17 protein-coding genes are annotated in these 17,970 nt (G+C 52.7%); 8 read left to right on the top strand and 9 right to left on the bottom strand.

The genetic code is table 11. The features are described from left to right. Nucleotides 1-52: 52 nt before the first annotated feature. From OGX96_RS10680 to fpr, 4 genes are all read left to right on the top strand, one after another. Nucleotides 53-898 carry an MIP/aquaporin family protein gene (locus OGX96_RS10680; protein WP_003825195.1) on the top strand — a complete coding sequence of 282 codons (846 nt, stop codon included), beginning with the start codon at nucleotides 53-55 and terminating at the stop codon, nucleotides 896-898. A gap of 22 nt (nucleotides 899-920) precedes the next feature. Next, nucleotides 921-2,429, top strand: coding sequence for a glycerol kinase GlpK (gene glpK, locus OGX96_RS10675; RefSeq protein WP_003028792.1), 1,509 nt, complete (start codon nucleotides 921-923; stop codon nucleotides 2,427-2,429). A 135-nt stretch (nucleotides 2,430-2,564) separates the two neighbouring features. Further along, entirely contained in the window at nucleotides 2,565-3,575 is a 1,011-nt protein-coding gene (gene glpX, locus OGX96_RS10670; RefSeq protein ID WP_003840506.1) for a class II fructose-bisphosphatase, read from the top strand. 95 nt (nucleotides 3,576-3,670) lie between these two features. Next, nucleotides 3,671-4,417, top strand: coding sequence for a ferredoxin--NADP(+) reductase (gene fpr, locus OGX96_RS10665; protein WP_136392446.1), 747 nt, complete (start codon nucleotides 3,671-3,673; stop codon nucleotides 4,415-4,417). A 63-nt stretch (nucleotides 4,418-4,480) separates the two neighbouring features. Here fpr and OGX96_RS10660 read toward each other — a convergent pair whose 3' ends face one another. After that, complete coding sequence (locus tag OGX96_RS10660) at nucleotides 4,481-4,909, bottom strand: DUF805 domain-containing protein (RefSeq protein ID WP_008787028.1); 429 nt, start codon at nucleotides 4,907-4,909, stop codon at nucleotides 4,481-4,483. Nucleotides 4,910-5,009: 100 nt separating this feature from the next. On the opposite strand from OGX96_RS10660, the gene OGX96_RS10655 reads away from it, so the two are divergent. Together OGX96_RS10655 and tpiA are read left to right on the top strand one after the other, a co-directional pair. After that, the gene (locus OGX96_RS10655) at nucleotides 5,010-5,612 is read left to right on the top strand and encodes a YiiQ family protein (protein ID WP_071444510.1); all 603 of its coding nucleotides are present in this window, start codon (nucleotides 5,010-5,012) and stop codon (nucleotides 5,610-5,612) included. 228 nt (nucleotides 5,613-5,840) lie between these two features. Beyond that, complete coding sequence (tpiA, locus tag OGX96_RS10650) at nucleotides 5,841-6,608, top strand: triose-phosphate isomerase (protein ID WP_003028783.1); 768 nt, start codon at nucleotides 5,841-5,843, stop codon at nucleotides 6,606-6,608. 39 nt (nucleotides 6,609-6,647) lie between these two features. Here tpiA and OGX96_RS10645 read toward each other — a convergent pair whose 3' ends face one another. From OGX96_RS10645 to cpxP, 7 genes are all read right to left on the bottom strand, one after another. Beyond that, a complete protein-coding gene (locus OGX96_RS10645) occupies nucleotides 6,648-8,120 on the bottom strand; it encodes a DASS family sodium-coupled anion symporter (RefSeq protein ID WP_003825206.1) in 1,473 nt (490 codons plus the stop codon). A 113-nt stretch (nucleotides 8,121-8,233) separates the two neighbouring features. Further along, complete coding sequence (locus OGX96_RS10640) at nucleotides 8,234-9,538, bottom strand: SLC13 family permease (RefSeq protein ID WP_198802944.1); 1,305 nt, start codon at nucleotides 9,536-9,538, stop codon at nucleotides 8,234-8,236. A gap of 73 nt (nucleotides 9,539-9,611) precedes the next feature. Continuing rightward, complete coding sequence (locus OGX96_RS10635) at nucleotides 9,612-10,361, bottom strand: CDP-diacylglycerol diphosphatase (protein ID WP_020996109.1); 750 nt, start codon at nucleotides 10,359-10,361, stop codon at nucleotides 9,612-9,614. A gap of 104 nt (nucleotides 10,362-10,465) precedes the next feature. Next, the gene (gene sbp / locus OGX96_RS10630; RefSeq protein ID WP_198802943.1) at nucleotides 10,466-11,455 is read right to left on the bottom strand and encodes a sulfate/thiosulfate ABC transporter substrate-binding protein Sbp; all 990 of its coding nucleotides are present in this window, start codon (nucleotides 11,453-11,455) and stop codon (nucleotides 10,466-10,468) included. A 200-nt stretch (nucleotides 11,456-11,655) separates the two neighbouring features. Continuing rightward, nucleotides 11,656-12,618 (bottom strand): 6-phosphofructokinase, encoded by a 963-nt coding sequence (pfkA, locus tag OGX96_RS10625; protein ID WP_003825214.1) that lies wholly within the window; start codon nucleotides 12,616-12,618, stop codon nucleotides 11,656-11,658. A gap of 185 nt (nucleotides 12,619-12,803) precedes the next feature. After that, a complete protein-coding gene (gene fieF, locus OGX96_RS10620; RefSeq protein ID WP_003825216.1) occupies nucleotides 12,804-13,706 on the bottom strand; it encodes a CDF family cation-efflux transporter FieF in 903 nt (300 codons plus the stop codon). A gap of 147 nt (nucleotides 13,707-13,853) precedes the next feature. Then, entirely contained in the window at nucleotides 13,854-14,354 is a 501-nt protein-coding gene (gene cpxP, locus OGX96_RS10615) for a cell-envelope stress modulator CpxP (protein WP_008787022.1), read from the bottom strand. A gap of 150 nt (nucleotides 14,355-14,504) precedes the next feature. On the opposite strand from cpxP, the gene cpxR reads away from it, so the two are divergent. Both cpxR and cpxA read left to right on the top strand, forming a co-directional pair. Then, entirely contained in the window at nucleotides 14,505-15,203 is a 699-nt protein-coding gene (cpxR, locus tag OGX96_RS10610) for an envelope stress response regulator transcription factor CpxR (RefSeq protein ID WP_003028763.1), read from the top strand. Continuing rightward, nucleotides 15,200-16,573, top strand: coding sequence for an envelope stress sensor histidine kinase CpxA (gene cpxA, locus OGX96_RS10605; RefSeq protein WP_003028758.1), 1,374 nt, complete (start codon nucleotides 15,200-15,202; stop codon nucleotides 16,571-16,573). The genes cpxR and cpxA overlap by 4 nt, the downstream gene beginning before the upstream one ends. 40 nt (nucleotides 16,574-16,613) lie before the next feature. On the opposite strand, the gene OGX96_RS10600 is transcribed toward cpxA, so the two are convergent. Next, nucleotides 16,614-17,864, bottom strand: a complete 1,251-nt coding sequence (locus OGX96_RS10600) for an MFS transporter (RefSeq protein ID WP_095533158.1) — start codon at nucleotides 17,862-17,864, stop codon at nucleotides 16,614-16,616. Nucleotides 17,865-17,970 lie beyond the last annotated feature (106 nt).

Below are 17,970 nucleotides of genomic sequence, written 5' to 3'. Positions count from 1 at the left end.
TCAGTGACCTTCTCGCACACAATAAACATTAAACTCTCTTCAGGATCCGATTATGAGTCAAACATCAACCTTAAAAGGCCAGTGCATTGCTGAATTCCTCGGTACCGGGTTGTTGATTTTCTTCGGTGTGGGCTGTGTCGCTGCACTTAAAGTGGCTGGGGCTACTTTTGGTCAGTGGGAAATCAGTATCATCTGGGGTCTGGGGGTAGCGATGGCTATCTATCTGACCGCAGGCGTTTCTGGTGCACACCTGAATCCCGCGGTAACCATCGCACTCTGGCTGTTCGCCTGTTTTGATAAACGCAAAGTTGTTCCTTTTATTATTTCGCAAATTGCCGGCGCCTTTTGCGCAGCGGCACTGGTTTACGGGCTTTATTACAATCTTTTCCTCGATTTCGAACAAACTAACCATATCGTACGCGGCAGTACCGAGAGCCTGGGTCTGGCAGGTACTTTCTCCACCTATCCGAACCCGCATATCAATTTTGTGCAGGCCTTCGCGGTTGAAATGGTCATTACCGCTATTCTAATGGGGCTGATTCTGGCTCTGACCGACGATGGTAACGGTGTACCTCGTGGTCCGCTGGCACCACTGCTGATCGGCTTGTTGATTGCCGTTATTGGTGCTTCCATGGGTCCGCTGACAGGTTTTGCGATGAACCCGGCACGTGACTTCGGACCGAAACTCTTCGCCTGGATGGCCGGATGGGGTGAGATTGCCTTCACGGGTGGTCGCGATATCCCTTACTTCCTGGTTCCGGTGTTTGGCCCGATTACCGGCGCGATTTTGGGCGCATGGGCATATCGCAAACTGATTGGTCGTCATTTACCGTGCGATGTCTGCGCGATTGAAGAAAAAGACGTTGCGGCCAACACTCAACAAAAAGCTTCGCAGTAATGTGACTACGGGACAAAAAATTATGACTGAAAAAAAATATATCGTTGCACTCGACCAGGGCACCACCAGCTCCCGCGCGGTCGTAATGGACCACGATGCGAATATCGTTGCCGTTTCACAGCGCGAATTCGAGCAAATCTACCCGAAAGCAGGTTGGGTAGAACATGACCCGATGGAAATTTGGGCGACCCAAAGCTCCACGCTGGTAGAAGTTCTGGCGAAAGCCGATATCAGTTCCGATGAAATTGCAGCGATCGGTATTACCAACCAGCGTGAAACCACCATTGTCTGGGAACGCGAAACCGGTAAACCTATCTATAACGCGATTGTGTGGCAGTGTCGTCGTACCGCGGATATCTGCGAAAAGCTCAAGCGCGACGGTATGGAAGAGTACATCCGTAATAATACAGGTCTGGTCATTGACCCGTACTTCTCCGGCACCAAAGTGAAGTGGATCCTCGACCACGTAGAAGGCTCGCGTGAGCGCGCTCGTCGCGGCGAACTGCTGTTCGGTACCGTAGATACCTGGCTTATCTGGAAAATGACGCAGGGACGTGTACACGTCACGGATTACACCAACGCCTCACGTACCATGCTGTTCAACATCCACTCCCTGGACTGGGATGACACGATGCTGGATGCGCTGGATATTCCGCGTGCAATGCTGCCTGAAGTTCGTCGCTCTTCTGAAGTGTACGGCCAAACCAACATCGGTGGTAAAGGCGGCATTCGTATTCCTATCTCCGGTATCGCTGGTGACCAGCAGGCGGCGCTGTTTGGCCAGCTGTGCGTGAAGGAAGGGATGGCGAAAAACACTTACGGTACCGGCTGCTTCATGCTGATGAACACCGGCGAGAAAGCCGTTAAGTCCGAAAACGGACTGCTGACCACCATCGCTTGCGGACCGACCGGGGAAGTGAACTACGCGCTGGAAGGTGCGGTATTTATGGCTGGCGCATCTATCCAGTGGCTGCGTGATGAAATGAAACTCATCAGCGATGCGTTCGACTCCGAATATTTCGCCACCAAAGTGAAAGACACCAACGGCGTGTACGTCGTTCCGGCATTTACTGGCCTGGGCGCACCGTACTGGGACCCGTATGCTCGCGGCGCCATCTTTGGTCTGACCCGTGGGGTAAACTCCAACCACATCATCCGTGCCACGCTTGAATCTATTGCATATCAGACTCGTGATGTTCTGGAAGCAATGCAGGCTGACTCCGGTATTCGCCTGCACGCCCTGCGCGTCGATGGCGGTGCGGTCGCCAACAACTTCCTGATGCAGTTCCAGTCCGACATTCTCGGCACGCGCGTTGAGCGCCCGGAAGTCCGCGAAGTCACCGCATTGGGTGCGGCATACCTGGCTGGTCTGGCAGTAGGCTTCTGGCAGAATCTGGATGAGCTGCAGGAAAAAGCGGTCATCGAGCGTGAATTCCGCCCAGGCATCGAAACCACCGAACGTAACTTCCGTTACAGCGGCTGGAAAAAAGCGGTCAAACGCGCCATGGCGTGGGAAGATCACGACGAGTAATACGTCATAGCCGGATGGCAACTGTGCCTTATCCGGCAATATCTTCGTGCGGGGGCAACCCCGCACACACATCAATAATCTCGCCCCCTCCCCTGTGCTACACTTCGCGCCATTCCTTTCAGCTACGAGTTTGCAATGAGACGAGAACTTGCCATTGAATTTTCACGCGTGACCGAAGCGGCCGCGCTGGCTGGCTATAAATGGCTGGGCCGCGGCGACAAAAATACCGCTGACGGCGCGGCGGTAAACGCCATGCGTATTATGCTCAACCAGGTCAATATCGACGGCACCATCGTGATTGGCGAGGGTGAGATCGATGAAGCACCGATGCTGTTTATCGGTGAGAAAGTCGGGACCGGTCTTGGTGATGCGGTCGACATCGCCGTCGATCCTATCGAAGGCACACGCATGACGGCAATGGGTCAGGCAAACGCGCTGGCCGTACTGGCTGTTGGCGATAAAGGCTGCTTCCTGAACGCGCCAGATATGTACATGGAAAAGCTGATTGTCGGCCCAGGCGCAAAAGGGTCTATCGACCTGAACCTGTCGCTGGAAGCCAACCTGCATAACGTTGCCGCTGCACTCAATAAGCCGCTGAGTGAACTGACCGTCACCATTCTGGCCAAGCCACGCCATGATGAAACGATCGCCGAAATGCAAAAACTGGGCGTGCGCGTCTTTGCTATTCCAGACGGTGACGTTGCGGCCTCCATTCTGACCTGCATGCCAGACAGTGAAGTTGACGTGCTGTACGGCATTGGCGGCGCACCGGAAGGTGTCGTTTCGGCCGCCGTTATCCGCGCGCTGGACGGCGACATGCAGGGTCGTTTGCTGGCGCGTCATGACGTCAAAGGCGACAGCGAAGAGAACCGTCGCATTGGCGAACAGGAACTCGCTCGTTGCGCCGCCATGGGTATTGAAGCGGGCAAAGCGCTGCGTCTCGATGAAATGGCGCGTAGCGACAACGTCATTTTCTCTGCCACCGGCATCACCAAAGGCGATTTGCTGGAAGGGATTAGCCGCAAAGGTAATATCGCGACCACCGAAACGCTGCTGATCCGCGGCAAATCACGTACGATCCGTCGCATTCAGTCGATTCACTACCTCGATCGTAAAGATCCCGATGTGCAGGCGCACATCCTGTAATTGATTTGATCAATAGAGCCTTCCAGCCCATATGGGCTGGAAATCTTTCGTCCAACGAACGAAGATAAGGCAATCAAAGCAGACAGGAGAAAACCATGGCAGATTGGGTAACTGGCAAAGTCACGAAGGTACAGAACTGGACCGATGCCCTGTTTAGTTTGACCGTGCGAGCTCCGGTTCTTCCTTTCACTGCAGGTCAATTCACCAAGCTTGGCCTTGAGATCGACGGCGAGCGCGTCCAGCGTGCCTATTCTTACGTCAATGCCCCTGATAACCCCGATTTAGAGTTTTATCTGGTGACGGTTCCCGACGGCAAACTCAGCCCTCGTCTGGCAGCACTGAAGCCTGGCGATGAAGTCCAGGTGGTGAGTGAAGCTGCTGGTTTCTTCGTGCTGGATGAAGTCCCCGATTGCGACACGCTGTGGATGCTGGCAACCGGCACGGCTATCGGCCCATATTTGTCGATTCTGCAATTAGGCAACGACCTGGATCGCTTCAAAAATCTGGTGCTGGTCCACGCCGCGCGCTATGCCGCCGATTTGAGCTATCTACCGTTGATGCAGGCGCTGGAAAAGCGCTACGAAGGTAAATTACGTATCCAGACGGTGGTCAGTCGTGAAACCGTGGCAGATTCGCTGACCGGGCGTGTACCGGCGCTAATTGAAAGCGGTGAACTGGAAAAAGCGGTCGGGCTGCCAATGGATAAAGAAACCTGTCATGTGATGCTGTGCGGAAACCCGCAGATGGTGCGCGATACCCAGCAGTTGCTGAAGGACACCCGGCAGATGACCAAACACCTCCGCCGCCGACCGGGCCATATGACCGCAGAGCACTACTGGTAAGAACATTTCAATGCCCGGTAAACACCCGGGCATTTTGCCGGATGGCGCATACACTTATCCGGCCTACGAGTCAGCTCTGTACTTTACGTCCTGCGTATCCTTACCATATTTATTTGCGTCCTGGGTGCCAATGAACGCACCCAGATCGATAAGCATACCGACCAGAATCAACGTTGGAACAAAGCGGCCTACCGCCCATTGCCAGACGCCGGGTAACATCGCCCAATTTCCGGCCAGCAGCATCCACGCCAGAATCATCAACAGCGCCCACGCTCCGGAACGCCCCCGGTCATGCAGACGTTTTACCGTCACTGCCGCCGTTGGCCATAGCAGGCACACCAGACAAAAAGCCGCGGTCTGAATATCGAGTAATTGTTTGCTCGCCAGCGAAAACAGAACCAGCATGCCGACGATCCATAGGCCAATCCAAATCCAGAAATCACGGCGCCCGATGCGCCCTTTAAATGAGAATAACCACTGCTGTATGGTCATGTAAGTTCCTTTATTATTACCTTCCAGAACAGTTTACCCTTTTGACAAGCTCGACGGTTACCGTTTTAATCGTGAGCAGTGAGAATGAAAGGTACGATTGATGAAGCACGGATTTACACTGTTTTTATTATTGTTTTCAGCCTTAACCGCCAGCCCTGCGGCATTGGCGGAAGCGCCATCGACGGCAACCACAGCCCCCTATTTACTGGCGGGAGCGCCGACCTTTGATCTGTCGATTAGCCAGTTTCGCGAAAACTTTAATACACAGAATCCGAAGCTGATCCTGAATGAGTTCCGCGCCATCGACAGCAGTCGCGATCGGGCAAATCTCACCCGCGCGGCCAGTAAAATCAATGAAAACCTGTATGCGTCTTCCGCCCTTGAGCGCGGCACCCTGAAAATCAAAAGCATGCAGATAACCTGGTTACCAATTCAGGGACCAGAGCAAAAGGCAGCTAAAGCGAAAGCGCTGGAATACATGACCGCCGTCATCCGCACCGTCGCACCGCTACTGACGAAGGAACAGAGCCAGAAAAAACTGCAAAAACTGCTCGCCGCAGGCAAAGGTAAGCACTATTACGCCGAAACAGAAGGCGCAATTCGCTATGTCGTGGCAGATAACGGTGAAAAGGGGCTGACCTTCGCTGTTGAACCGATTAAGCTGGCTCTATCTGAAAACCTCGAAGGGTCGAATTCCCCCTAAATTATTCACGTTTCAGGAAGGCGGCGACGCAACGAATCCCCAGGAGCTTACATCAGTAAGTGACTGGGGGGAGAGAGTACAGCCAACGCACCTGCAACGTGGAGAATGACGGGGAAATGACAAAAAGCAAAGCCTTTCGGGGGATGAATCTCTATACTGTTTCACAGACCATGCTGCCCTGACGGGCGGCCATATTCCTTAATTCGCTGACAAGCGTGGAGAAATGAAATGCGACATCCTTTAGTGATGGGTAACTGGAAACTGAACGGCAGCCGCCACATGGTAAACGAACTGGTTGCTAATCTGCGTAAAGAACTGGCTGGCGTTGCTGGCTGTGCAGTAGCGATTGCTCCGCCGGAAATGTATATCGACCTGGCGAAACACGCCGCTGCCGGTAGCCACATCATTCTGGGCGCGCAGAACGTTGACCTGAACCTGTCTGGCGCATTCACTGGTGAAACAAGTGCTGAAATGCTGAAAGACATCGGCGCGCAGTACATCATTATCGGTCACTCTGAGCGTCGTACTTACCACAAAGAATCTGACGAGCTGATCGCTAAAAAATTCGCCGTGCTGAAAGAGCAGGGTCTGACTCCAGTTCTGTGCATCGGTGAAACCGAAGCAGAAAACGAAGCGGGCAAAACTGAAGAAGTTTGTGCACGTCAGATCGACGCGGTTCTGAAAACTCAGGGCGCGGCAGCATTCGAAGGCGTCGTTATCGCTTACGAACCAGTATGGGCTATCGGTACCGGTAAATCTGCAACTCCTGCTCAGGCTCAGGCTGTTCACAAATTTATTCGTGACCACATTGCTAAAGCTGACGCGAAAATCGCTGAGCAAGTAATCATCCAGTACGGCGGTTCTGTAAACGCAGCTAACGCGGCAGAACTGTTTGCTCAGCCGGACATCGACGGTGCGCTGGTTGGTGGTGCTTCTCTGAAAGCAGACGCCTTCGCCGTCATCGTTAAAGCAGCAGAAGCCGCTAAACAGGCTTAAGTTGTTAAGGCGGGAGGAGCACTCCTCCCGCTGTATTAACTACCAGTATCCCAACCAGTGCCACCAGAAGGCGCCGGTCACCCCCCAAATGGTCAGGTTGACCACACTCATCACCAGCCCCGTTTTCCACCACTCTGCCAGCGTGACATAGCCCGAACCAAAGATGATCGGCGCAGTACCCGTGCCATAGTGCGTGAGCGACATCATCAGGGAGGAGGAGAAACCGAGCATTAAACCAAGCAATGCTGGCGGCGCGCCGAGGCCTAATCCTGCGGCGAAAAACGCAGCGAACATAGCCGTAATATGCGCAGTAGTGCTGGCGAAAAAGTAGTGCGAGTAGACATAAAGCAGAATCAACAGCAGCGTTGCAACACTCCAGTGCACGCCAAGATGGTCGATTGCGCTACCAACGCTGGTTGCCAGCCATCCCACCAACCCCAGTTTGCTGAGAAAATCCGCCATCATCACCAACGCGGCAAACCAAACTATCGTATCCCATGCCCCGCGGCATTTAAGAATGTCATCCCAGCTCAATACACCCGCCATCAATAGAATCGACAAACCAATTAACGCGGCGCTAGTGGGGTTTACGCTCCAGGCACTGCCCATCAGCATCGCTGGAACACCCGCCCACAGGCAGAGCAGCAAAATGAACACTGCCAGGGTGATTTTTTCTGCCAGTGATAGTGGACCCAGCGCATCCAGTTTTTGCCGCGCGAACTGCGGCGCATTTGGCGTGCGCGTGATAGCTGGCGGATAGAGCCACCAGATTACAATCGGCATGACAACCAGTGATACCAGAGCGGGAAGAAGCGCCGCAATAGCCCACATTCCCCAGGTCATGTTCAGCACGCCATCCGTCCCCTTCGTCAAAAAGCTGACGATTAACGGGTTAGGTGCGGTCGCGGTGATGAACATTGCCGAGCTGATCGGGTTAATGTTGTAGTTCACCAGCGCGAGATAACGGCCCGTTGAGCCATTCTCGGCATGGCCTGGCTGCGAGCCGAGGCTTTCCGCAATCGCCCGCATTACCGGGTGGATAATGCCGCCGCCACGTGCGGTATTGCTTGGCGTTACGGGTGCAATTAGCGTTTCCGCAAGGGTTAATGCCCACGCAATACCCAGCGTTCTTTTACCAAATAGCGCAATAAACCCGTAGCCAATACGCGCTCCCAGGCCAGTCTTTAACAGACTTTGCGACAGCATAATGGATAAACCAATCAGCCAGATTAACTGGTTAGAAAAGCCACTCAACGCATCGTTCAACGCCGCGGAGGGTTTGCCGGGGTTAGTAACGCCAGTCATCGCCACCAGCATAATCGCCACAATCGCAATTGCGCCAATGGGCATAGCTTTACCGATAATCGCAGCGATCGTACCAATAAACAGTGCCAGCAGGTGCCACGCTTGCGGGGTTACGTCAGGAGGACACGGGATAACAAACCAGATGGTCAGCGTAATCACGAGCGAGATGATGGCAGGCCAACAGCGGATGGGGGTCAAACTGTCCATGAATCAATCCTTGAGTTTCCAGTGCGCAAATCTGCGCTCGGGCATTAACCGATATTGCCGCACATAATACAATTCACTCACTCACAAAACATAAAATTAACATTTTGATACATCTACAGTTTTCCTAACACCGTAAACCAGGCGTAATCCAGCGGCAGAAGAATCAAATACGTTGCCGCCGCCAGTGCGATACACAGCAGCATCCCCGCCTTTGCAGGTACTTTCCCGAGCGCCATCGCCACTACGATCGGTGAAGCCTGATACGGCAACAGTGGCGTGGAATAACCCAGCACCTGGATCATAATCACCGACAGCAGCGGGAATCCCGTCGCATCGGCAAAACTTTGCGCCAACGTGGTATACAGCGCCGGAACACCGTTCGCCGTCATAATAAAATTAAGCGCTGTGGTAATACCGGTCAGCGCGAGGAAACTGGTAAACGGCTTTTCCGCATCCAGCGGCATCACCTGTAACAGCGCTTCGCCAACAGCGCTACCAATACCGGTTTGCGTGACGGTGATCGCCAGCCCCAGAATACCCGCCACATAAATACAGGTACGAATGTTGACCCCAGTGGAAAACTCGTCGCCATTGATAAAGCCAACCCGTGGTAGCAATGTGATAACTGCCGCAGCCAGCCCGGTCCACGCAGGGCCAATGCCGTGCCAGCTTTCGCTTACCCACAAGAACAGCACCACCGCTAACATCCAGGCCAGACGTTTTTCATCCCGGCTCATCGGCTCCGGCGGCGTGAGATCGCGCGGCGCATGCGGCTTGCCAGGGAACAACCAGCAGATAAGCACAATGAGCACCGCGCCTTTAAGCCAACCCAGAACCGGCGTATGCAGCAGCAAATAGGGAAGATAATTGAGGTGGATGCCGTAAGAGCCTTCCGCCGCGCCGCTCATCACCAGATTCGGTACGTTAGCGGGTAAAATCGTCGCGGAAAGCTGGAACGTCCCAAACCCGACGGCCAGTGCCAGACCATACCAGGCGCGCGTGCCGTCGTTAATTCCAGCCCGTTTCGCCATCGCCGCGACGATCGGCATCAGCAGCGCAATGCGGCCCATGTTGGATGGCATTACAAATGCCAGCGCGTAACTCAGCAGCACTACGCTCGCCACCATTAACGGCCAGGAATCAGTCAACCTCGATGACAGCGCCCTCGCCGCCCTGTCCGCCAGCCCCGTTTTACGAATCGCGATACCCAGTACAAAGCCGCTAAACACCAGCCAGAACGCGGAGGACGCAAAGCCGCCAAAAATCACATCCGGTGGCGCGATTTTGGCCACCATCGCCACGGCAAAGAACAGCAGCGCCGTTATAAACTCCGGCAGCAGCGACGTAGCCCAGAGCAGAATGGTGATACCAACCACCAGAGAGGGGATAAACAGAGGGTGTGTAAGCCAGAGCGACATGCCTGTCTCCTGTTGTTTTTTTCAACAAGAATACGGGGACAGGCATGCGGAGTAAACGCCAGATTAGGTGGGGTTAACGCAGAATATCACATTGATGATCCTGAATTTCCTCAGCGGAGGCGAGATTCAGTGCCAGCAGATTGCGCTGAGTAGCCAGCAGGACAAAGGATTCGTCGCTCTGGCGCACCATCGCCAACGCATAGCTGCCCATATGCTCACGCGCATCCGGCACCTCTTCCGCCAGCATCATAAACGGGCTGCGTTGTGCCAGTTCATTTTCCGTGACGCGACGTGCCAGATATTCATGACCGCGCAGCCCACCCGGTAATGGTAGCCAGCGGGTGCTGATTTTCGCCAGGTTGTCATCCAGCTGCTTTCTGACATCGGTTCGCAGGCAGGAGATATGAATATGCAGGTGATTTTGCGTACGCCCGCTACGAGAGTTAATGGTCAGAGAGACTGCTTTGTCAGGGATTTCCTGGCCGTATTTTTGGCTCATAAAGCTACGCGCCTGCCAGGCCAGCCAGAAAAAGTTCGGTGTGCCTGATTTCAACAACAGCGGACTTTCCGTACCGTTGATCCGCCAGGTAGGCATCAACAGATATTGCAGTGGGCCGTTACGGTCTTTGAACACCACATATCCGGCATCCGGCTTTACTTCAGCGCATGGTGCGGGGTCCTGCTGCTGCAACTGGTGCGGCAAGCATTGCTGAAGAACGATCTGGCGTAATGCGTCCGGGTTGCCGGTGAATTTCCAGTACCCGATACCTGCAGCGGCGGCGACCACAATCACCGCCAGTAAAAGATAGCCTGCTTTTTTCATTACGCGTTTCCTGTATCCCATTGAAGGGCAAGAGTAACGCAAAACCATGACAAATAAAAAACCCGGTCGCGCTAGGCCACCGGGTCGGTAAATCACAGACTTATTTATCGTTTACTGATTTGGTCGAACGTACCGCCGTTAGAGAAGTGCTCTTTCTGCGCTTTCGCCCAGCCGCCAAACTCTTCGTCGATAGTGAACAGTTTCAGCTTCGGAAATGCGTTTTCGTATTTCTTCGCGACTTCTGCATCACGTGGACGATAGTAGTTTTTCGCCGCAATTTCCTGGCCTTCCGGAGAGTAGAGATACTTCAGGTAAGCTTCCGCCACCGCTTTGGTATCTTTCTTTTCCACCACTTTATCAACCACGGACACGGTCGGCTCCGCGAGGATAGATTCACTCGGGGTCACTATCTCGAATTTATCTTTGCCCAGCTCGTTCGTTGCCAACAGCGCTTCGTTTTCCCAGGCAATCAGCACATCACCGATACCACGTTCAACGAAGGTATTGGTTGAGCCACGTGCGCCAGAATCGAGTACCTCAACGTTTTTATACAGGGCCTTCACAAAGTCTTGTGCCTTGGCCTGATCGTTGTTGTTGTGGTGCAGGGCATAGCCCCATGCCGCCAGATAGTTCCAGCGAGCTCCGCCGGAGCTTTTCGGGTTTGGCGTAATGACCGACACGCCCGGTTTGATTAAATCGTTCCAGTCATGAATTTGTTTGGGATTGCCTTTGCGGACCAGGAACACGATGGTGGAGGTGTAAGGCGCAGAATTATCCGGCAGGCGTTTAATCCAGTTTTTATCGATACGGCCACGTTCAGCAATGGCATCCACGTCGTAAGCAAGTGCCAGCGTCACAACATCGGCTTCAATGCCGTTGATGACGGAAGTCGCCTGTTTACCCGAACCGCCGTGCGACTGGCGGATCACAACGTTGTCGCCCGTTTCCTGCTTCCAGTGCGCGCTGAAGGCCTTATTGTACTGCTCGTACAATTCACGCGTTGGATCGTACGATACGTTAAGTAACTGAATATCCTTTGCCAGAACGCTGGTCGATGCCAGCAATAATGTTAACCCTACGCCCCATTTGTTCATCGCCCAGCTCTCTTAGGTAGTGTTGTGATGAGCAAAGCGTGCCAGAAAGGCATCCAAACATTAAAGAATAAAAAAAGATTTGCTATAACTTGGGGGAATATATGGAGTCGAGTTTTTGCCTGATGGCGCTACGCTTATCAGGCCTACGATTTGCATCATGTAGGCCGGATAAGGCGCAAGCCGCCATCCGGCAATTGCAATTAGTACAGTTTTTTCGCGCAGTCCAGCCAGTCACCTTTGAACGGACGCTTCATGTTTTCGATAGCGTCGATGATGTCGTGGTGAACCAGCTGCTCGTTCTGAATACCTACGCAGCGACCGCCGTGACCTTCCAGCAGAAGTTCAATGGCATAGGCGCCCATACGGGATGCCAGGATACGGTCGTAAGGAACCGGGGAACCACCACGCTGGATGTGACCCAGTACGGTTGCACGCGTTTCACGACCCGTTTCTTTCTCAATGTAATGCGCCAGTTCGTCAACGTCACACATGTGTTCAGTGATCGCTACGATTGCGTGTTTTTTACCTTTCGCGATGCCCGCTTTGATTTCAGTAACCAAATCGTCACGGCTGAATTCCACTTCCGGAACCACCACGAACTCACAACCACCGGCAATTGCAGCCGCCAGGGTCAGGTCACCACAGTAGCGGCCCATCACTTCGACGATGGAAATGCGCTGGTGAGAAGAAGATGTATCACGCAGGCGGTCAATCGCCTCGACAACGGTACCCAGAGCGGTGAAGTAACCGATGGTGTAGTCGGTACCTTTGATATCGTTATCGATAGTGCCCGGCAGACCGATGCATGGGAAGCCCATTTCGGTCAGGCGTTTTGCACCCATGTAAGAACCGTCACCCCCGATAACAACCAGGGCGTCGATGCCACGCTTCTTCAGGTTTTCGATCGCCACCGCACGTACGTTTTCATCACGGAATTCCGGGAAGCGAGCAGAACCGAGGAAAGTACCGCCACGGTTGATCATGTCGGACACGCTGTAGCGGTCAAGCTGGACCATACGGTCTTCATACAAACCCAGGTAGCCATCATGGATCCCCATGACTTCCAGCCCTTCCGTCAACGCTGCACGTACAACACCACGGATTGCTGCGTTCATGCCCGGCGCATCACCGCCGCTTGTCAACACACCGATTTTCTTAATCATGACTACCTCTGAACTTTGGAATGCAAAATGAAATCTGCTGCCGGAAGTCGATTCCGCATATCGAAACGATCCAACGAATATGCAGATAGTATAACAATCACTTCCTGCTGAATTGATTCAGGTCAGGCCAAATGGTGGTAATTTATACACAAAATGCTGGCCCGGTTCACTTTTTTTACAACGAATTATGAAAGCTCAAACATCTTGCCTTCCTTGGGTACGACTGAACAGGGATCCTGGTGAATGATGACATCCGATCCCGGGAAACGCCGTAAAATTGCCTGCTCAACCTGTTCAGCCACTAAATGCGCCTGAACGAGCGGCAGATTATCTTCCATTTCCAAATGAATCTGAATAAAGCGAGTCGGCCCTGACTGCCGCGTGCGAAGATCGTGAGCGCCGCTGACTCCAGGCCATGACGTCACTATATCAATAATTTCCTGACGTTCCTCATCGGGTAAAGCGCGATCCAGCAAAGATTGCACTGCCTCATACCCCATGCGTAATGCGCTATATAAAATATAGATGCCAATCCCCAGCGCAAACAAGGCATCTGCACGATGCCAGCCATACCATGCCAGCCCGAGCGCAATGAGAATCGCACCGTTCATCATAACATCAGACTGATAATGAAGCATATCTGCCCGAACGGCCTGACTTTGCGTACGCTTCACTACCCAGCGCTGAAACGAGACCAGAATGATTGTACACACTAACGCAATGATGGTGACCACCACCCCAACGCCCGGATCTTTCATCGGCGTGGGTTGGATGAGATGCTGAATCCCGGTCAGGAATAAAAACAGCGCCGAACCAGAAATAAACATGCTTTGCGCCAGCGCCGCCAGCGATTCCGCTTTTCCGTGTCCGAACGTATGCTCATCATCGGCCGGTTGCAGCGAATAGCGCACCACCAACAGGTTGGTTAACGATGCCGCGATGTCCACCAGAGAATCCACCAGTGCAGCCAGAATACTGACCGATCCGGTGTACCACCACGCAAAAATTTTGATCAAAAGTAACAGCGATGCCATCACGGTTGCCGCGATTGCCGCCCGGCTCACTAGCCGCCCATAGGTTTGATTCATAAACACTCCTGCCAGGATATGCCGCTAGTATAACGGATGAAGTAAAACAGTCAGGCAATAACCGAGGGACAAATTTTGGGCAAAAAAAACCCCCACATCATGTGGGGGAAGACAGGGATGGTGTCTATGGCAAGGAAAACAGGGTTACTACTGGGAACGTGAGTTGCTACTACTCAATAAATTCAACGATGAGCTTTTTTTCCAGTGCGCTACATCGCGCAGTTGCTCCATTCGTTGTTCATGTTTCTCATTTAAAACCGCTTGCTGCTCTGGCGTTAACAGGCGATACATCTGGTTGCGGATCCTGGCTATTTCAACCTGGCGGGCAACCTGTTCTTGCGCCATTCTTTCTGCCTGAGCGCGCACTGCGCTTTCATCAAATTTCTCTGCGGTGACAAGGCGATGCATTGTCTCCATTTCGCTAACATTAACAGGAGGCTGTTCGTGTCTTGCCTGCTGCATTAAATCTCGCATCTGTTGACGTTGATGTTCGGTTAAACTGATACCGTCAAACATGTGGCTCTGAACGCTGCGTTGCGATGAGCCTTCACCCAGGTGCCAGTGATCGCCTGTGACGACTTCAGCTGCATGGCTAAATGTACTGAGTGCCAGCGTTGAGGCCATGACGGCAGCGGTAACTTTGCCCATCACTTGCTCCCAAAATCTTTTCTGTCGCGATTCAACGAGAGACAGTTTACGATTCGGGCTGCAAACATGCGTCAGGGGGTGTAAAACAACGTAAAGTCATAGATTAGCGACGCCTGATGACGTAATTTCTGCCTCGGAGGTACGTAAACAATGAATAAAATCCTGTTAGTTGATGATGACCGAGAGCTGACTTCCCTGTTAAAGGAGTTGCTCGAAATGGAAGGTTTCGATGTGCTGGTTGCCTATGATGGGGAACAGGCGCTTGAGCTTCTGGATGACAGCATCGATTTACTTTTGCTCGACGTCATGATGCCGAAGAAAAACGGCATTGATACGCTGAAAGCACTTCGTCAGACACACCAGACACCCGTAATCATGCTGACCGCTCGCGGCAGCGAATTGGATCGCGTACTTGGCCTTGAGCTGGGCGCGGACGACTATTTACCTAAACCGTTTAACGACCGTGAACTGGTCGCGCGCATCCGCGCTATTCTGCGTCGCTCACACTGGAGCGAACAGCAGCAGAACAGCGATAACGGCTCGCCGACGCTGGAAGTTGATGCGTTAAGCCTTAATCCGGGTCGCCAGGAAGCCAGCTTTGACGGGCAAATTCTGGAGCTAACCGGCACCGAATTCACCCTGCTCTATTTGCTGGCTCAGCATCTCGGTCAGGTGGTTTCGCGTGAGCACCTGAGCCAGGAAGTGCTGGGCAAACGCCTGACGCCTTTCGATCGCGCGATCGACATGCATATCTCGAACCTGCGTCGTAAGCTGCCAGAGCGTAAAGACGGACACCCGTGGTTTAAAACCCTGCGTGGTCGCGGCTACCTGATGGTCTCCGCTTCATGATAGGGAGCTTAACCGCACGCATCTTTGCCATCTTCTGGTTGACGCTGGCACTGGTGTTGATGTTGGTACTGATGTTACCCAAGCTCGACTCACGCCAGATGACCGAGCTACTGGACAGCGAGCAGCGCCAGGGGTTAATGATTGAGCAACACGTTGAAGCTGAACTGGCGAACGATCCACCCAACGATTTGATGTGGTGGCGTCGCTTGTTTCGGGCGATAGACAAGTGGGCGCCGCCAGGACAGCGGTTATTACTTGTTACGACGGAAGGACGCGTGATCGGCGCAGAACGCAACGAAATGCAGATCATTCGTAACTTTATTGGTCAGGCCGATAACGCCGACCATCCGCAAAAGAAAAAATACGGTCGCGTTGAGATGGTCGGGCCTTTCTCCGTCAGAGACGGTGAAGATAACTACCAGCTGTATCTCATACGACCTGCCAGCAGCTCACAATCTGACTTTATCAACCTGCTGTTCGACCGACCGCTGTTGTTGCTGATCGTCACCATGTTAGTCAGCTCACCGCTATTGCTCTGGCTTGCCTGGAGTCTGGCGAAACCGGCGCGTAAGTTGAAAAACGCGGCGGATGAAGTAGCTCAGGGTAACCTGCGTCAACATCCTGAGCTGGAAGCCGGTCCGCAGGAGTTCCTGGCGGCAGGCGCGAGCTTTAACCAGATGGTGACGGCGTTGGAACGGATGATGACCACACAGCAACGCCTGCTGTCGGACATCTCTCACGAGCTGAGAACACCGCTAACGCGTCTGCAACTGGGCACCGCTCTGCTGCGCCGTCGTAGCGGTGAGAGCAAAGAGCTGGAGCGCATTGAAACAGAAGCTCACCGACTGGACAGCATGATCAACGACCTGCTGGTGATGTCACGTAATCAGCAGAAAAACGCGCTGGTCAGTGAAACAGTGAAAGCTAATCAGCTTTGGGGTGAAGTGTTGGATAACGCCGCCTTTGAAGCTGAGCAGATGGGTAAATCACTCACGGTGAATTTCCCGCCGGGTCCGTGGCCGCTGTACGGTAACCCAAATGCGTTGGAAAGTGCGCTGGAAAACATTGTGCGCAATGCCCTGCGCTATTCACATACGAAGATTGAAGTTGGCTTCGCGGTGGATATCGACGGGATTACCATCACCGTGGACGACGATGGCCCAGGCGTTAGCCCTGAAGACAGAGAACAGATTTTTCGTCCGTTCTATCGTACCGATGAGGCGCGCGATCGCGAGTCTGGCGGAACAGGTCTGGGTCTGGCGATTGTGGAAACCGCGATCCAGCAGCATCGTGGCTGGGTGAAGGCCGAAGACAGCCCGCTGGGTGGTTTACGGCTGGTGATTTGGTTACCGCTGTATAAACGCGCTTAACAGGCTTCCCCGGTCATTTATTGCCGGGGAAGCACTCACGTTATGCTGCCGCAGCCGCAGCCGCTAGCTTTTGCTTTTTAATCCGCTTCACCAGAATTGTCGAACAGATAAAGCCCATTAAGCTGAACGCAATCATCACGCTAAAGACATAGTTGTAGCCAGTGATGCCGCTATTGGTATCAAGCAAATAGCCGTACAACGTGTACGCAAACATCGCTGGCATATAACCGATGATGCAACCAAATGCCATTGCCGAGCCCGCATACTCACGTGGGGTACCGATCTCATCCATCGGCGCGAAGAAAATGGCGCGCTGTGAGAAGATAATCGCTCCGAACCCTAATGTCGCCGCCATACCGATATACACGTTCATTGTTTGATGCGGTAACTGCATGAACACAAGCATCGCCACAGCAGAGATCAGGAACGTCCACTTCAGATACACTGTCGGTGATTTAGCAACTTTATCTGCCAACATTCCACCAATCGGCCCACCTACCATTTTTAACGCATACTGGTTGATGATGCCGTACGCACCGACGAGAGCTACCGGCAGCATATAGATATCTTTTAAGAACGGAATAAAGTAAGTCAGTCCACAGTACGCGGCATAAACGAAGAAAATACCTAAAGAAGCCAGCCAAACATTAGGGCAGGACAAAACATGTTTGATACCCTTTAACACTTCCATGTTGGCACTGGTTTTCTCGCCACCTTTCACTTTGTCATCATCGACAATAAAGTACGTCACAATACCTGCCACAAGCGTAATTACCGTATAGAACAACAGGCCCGCCTGCATCCCCGCTTTACCTTCACCAAACTGGACGAAGACAAACAGAGCGCCAGATGCAACGATAACATCCACCACGCCACGTCCGGCTTCTAAAAAGCCGAACATGCGTCCTTGTTCTTCTTTCGTTCCCAGCAAACGAACGGCTTTCAGCAATACCGGCCAATAAACCACATCGGCAAAGAAAGCCATCGCGGCAAAGCAAATGAGATAACCAGTAAATGACGGTAGCGTTGCCAGATATAAGCCACATAACCCAACGCCAATCAGACCGAACGGTAATAATATTTTCTTGGAGTAACGATCTGCGATATAGAGAGAAAGAAAAAGTCCGGTTGTCTGAACAATCGTATAAACCGTAAAGCTCAACCCAATTTGCGTATTAGTTAAACCCCAGTCATTCTGCATTGGCACATAGAAAACATCTTTCATACTTGAAAGCTTGAATATCGTGCCGCCGCCTAAAATCAAAAAACAGAGCCTTGCCCATTTATTCATGAACATGATTAAACCCTCATTGCTTGTTGAGAGAAATATCTAAATTAAATTGTATAATTAATAAAGCCAGGGGATTATTTTCATAATCCTTTCCGCATTTAATAAT

This window comes from Citrobacter sp. Cpo100, assembly GCF_030332595.1.
Taxonomy (GTDB): Bacteria; Pseudomonadota; Gammaproteobacteria; order Enterobacterales; family Enterobacteriaceae; genus Citrobacter; species Citrobacter portucalensis.
This window is presented reverse-complemented; position numbering and strand designations above follow the sequence as displayed.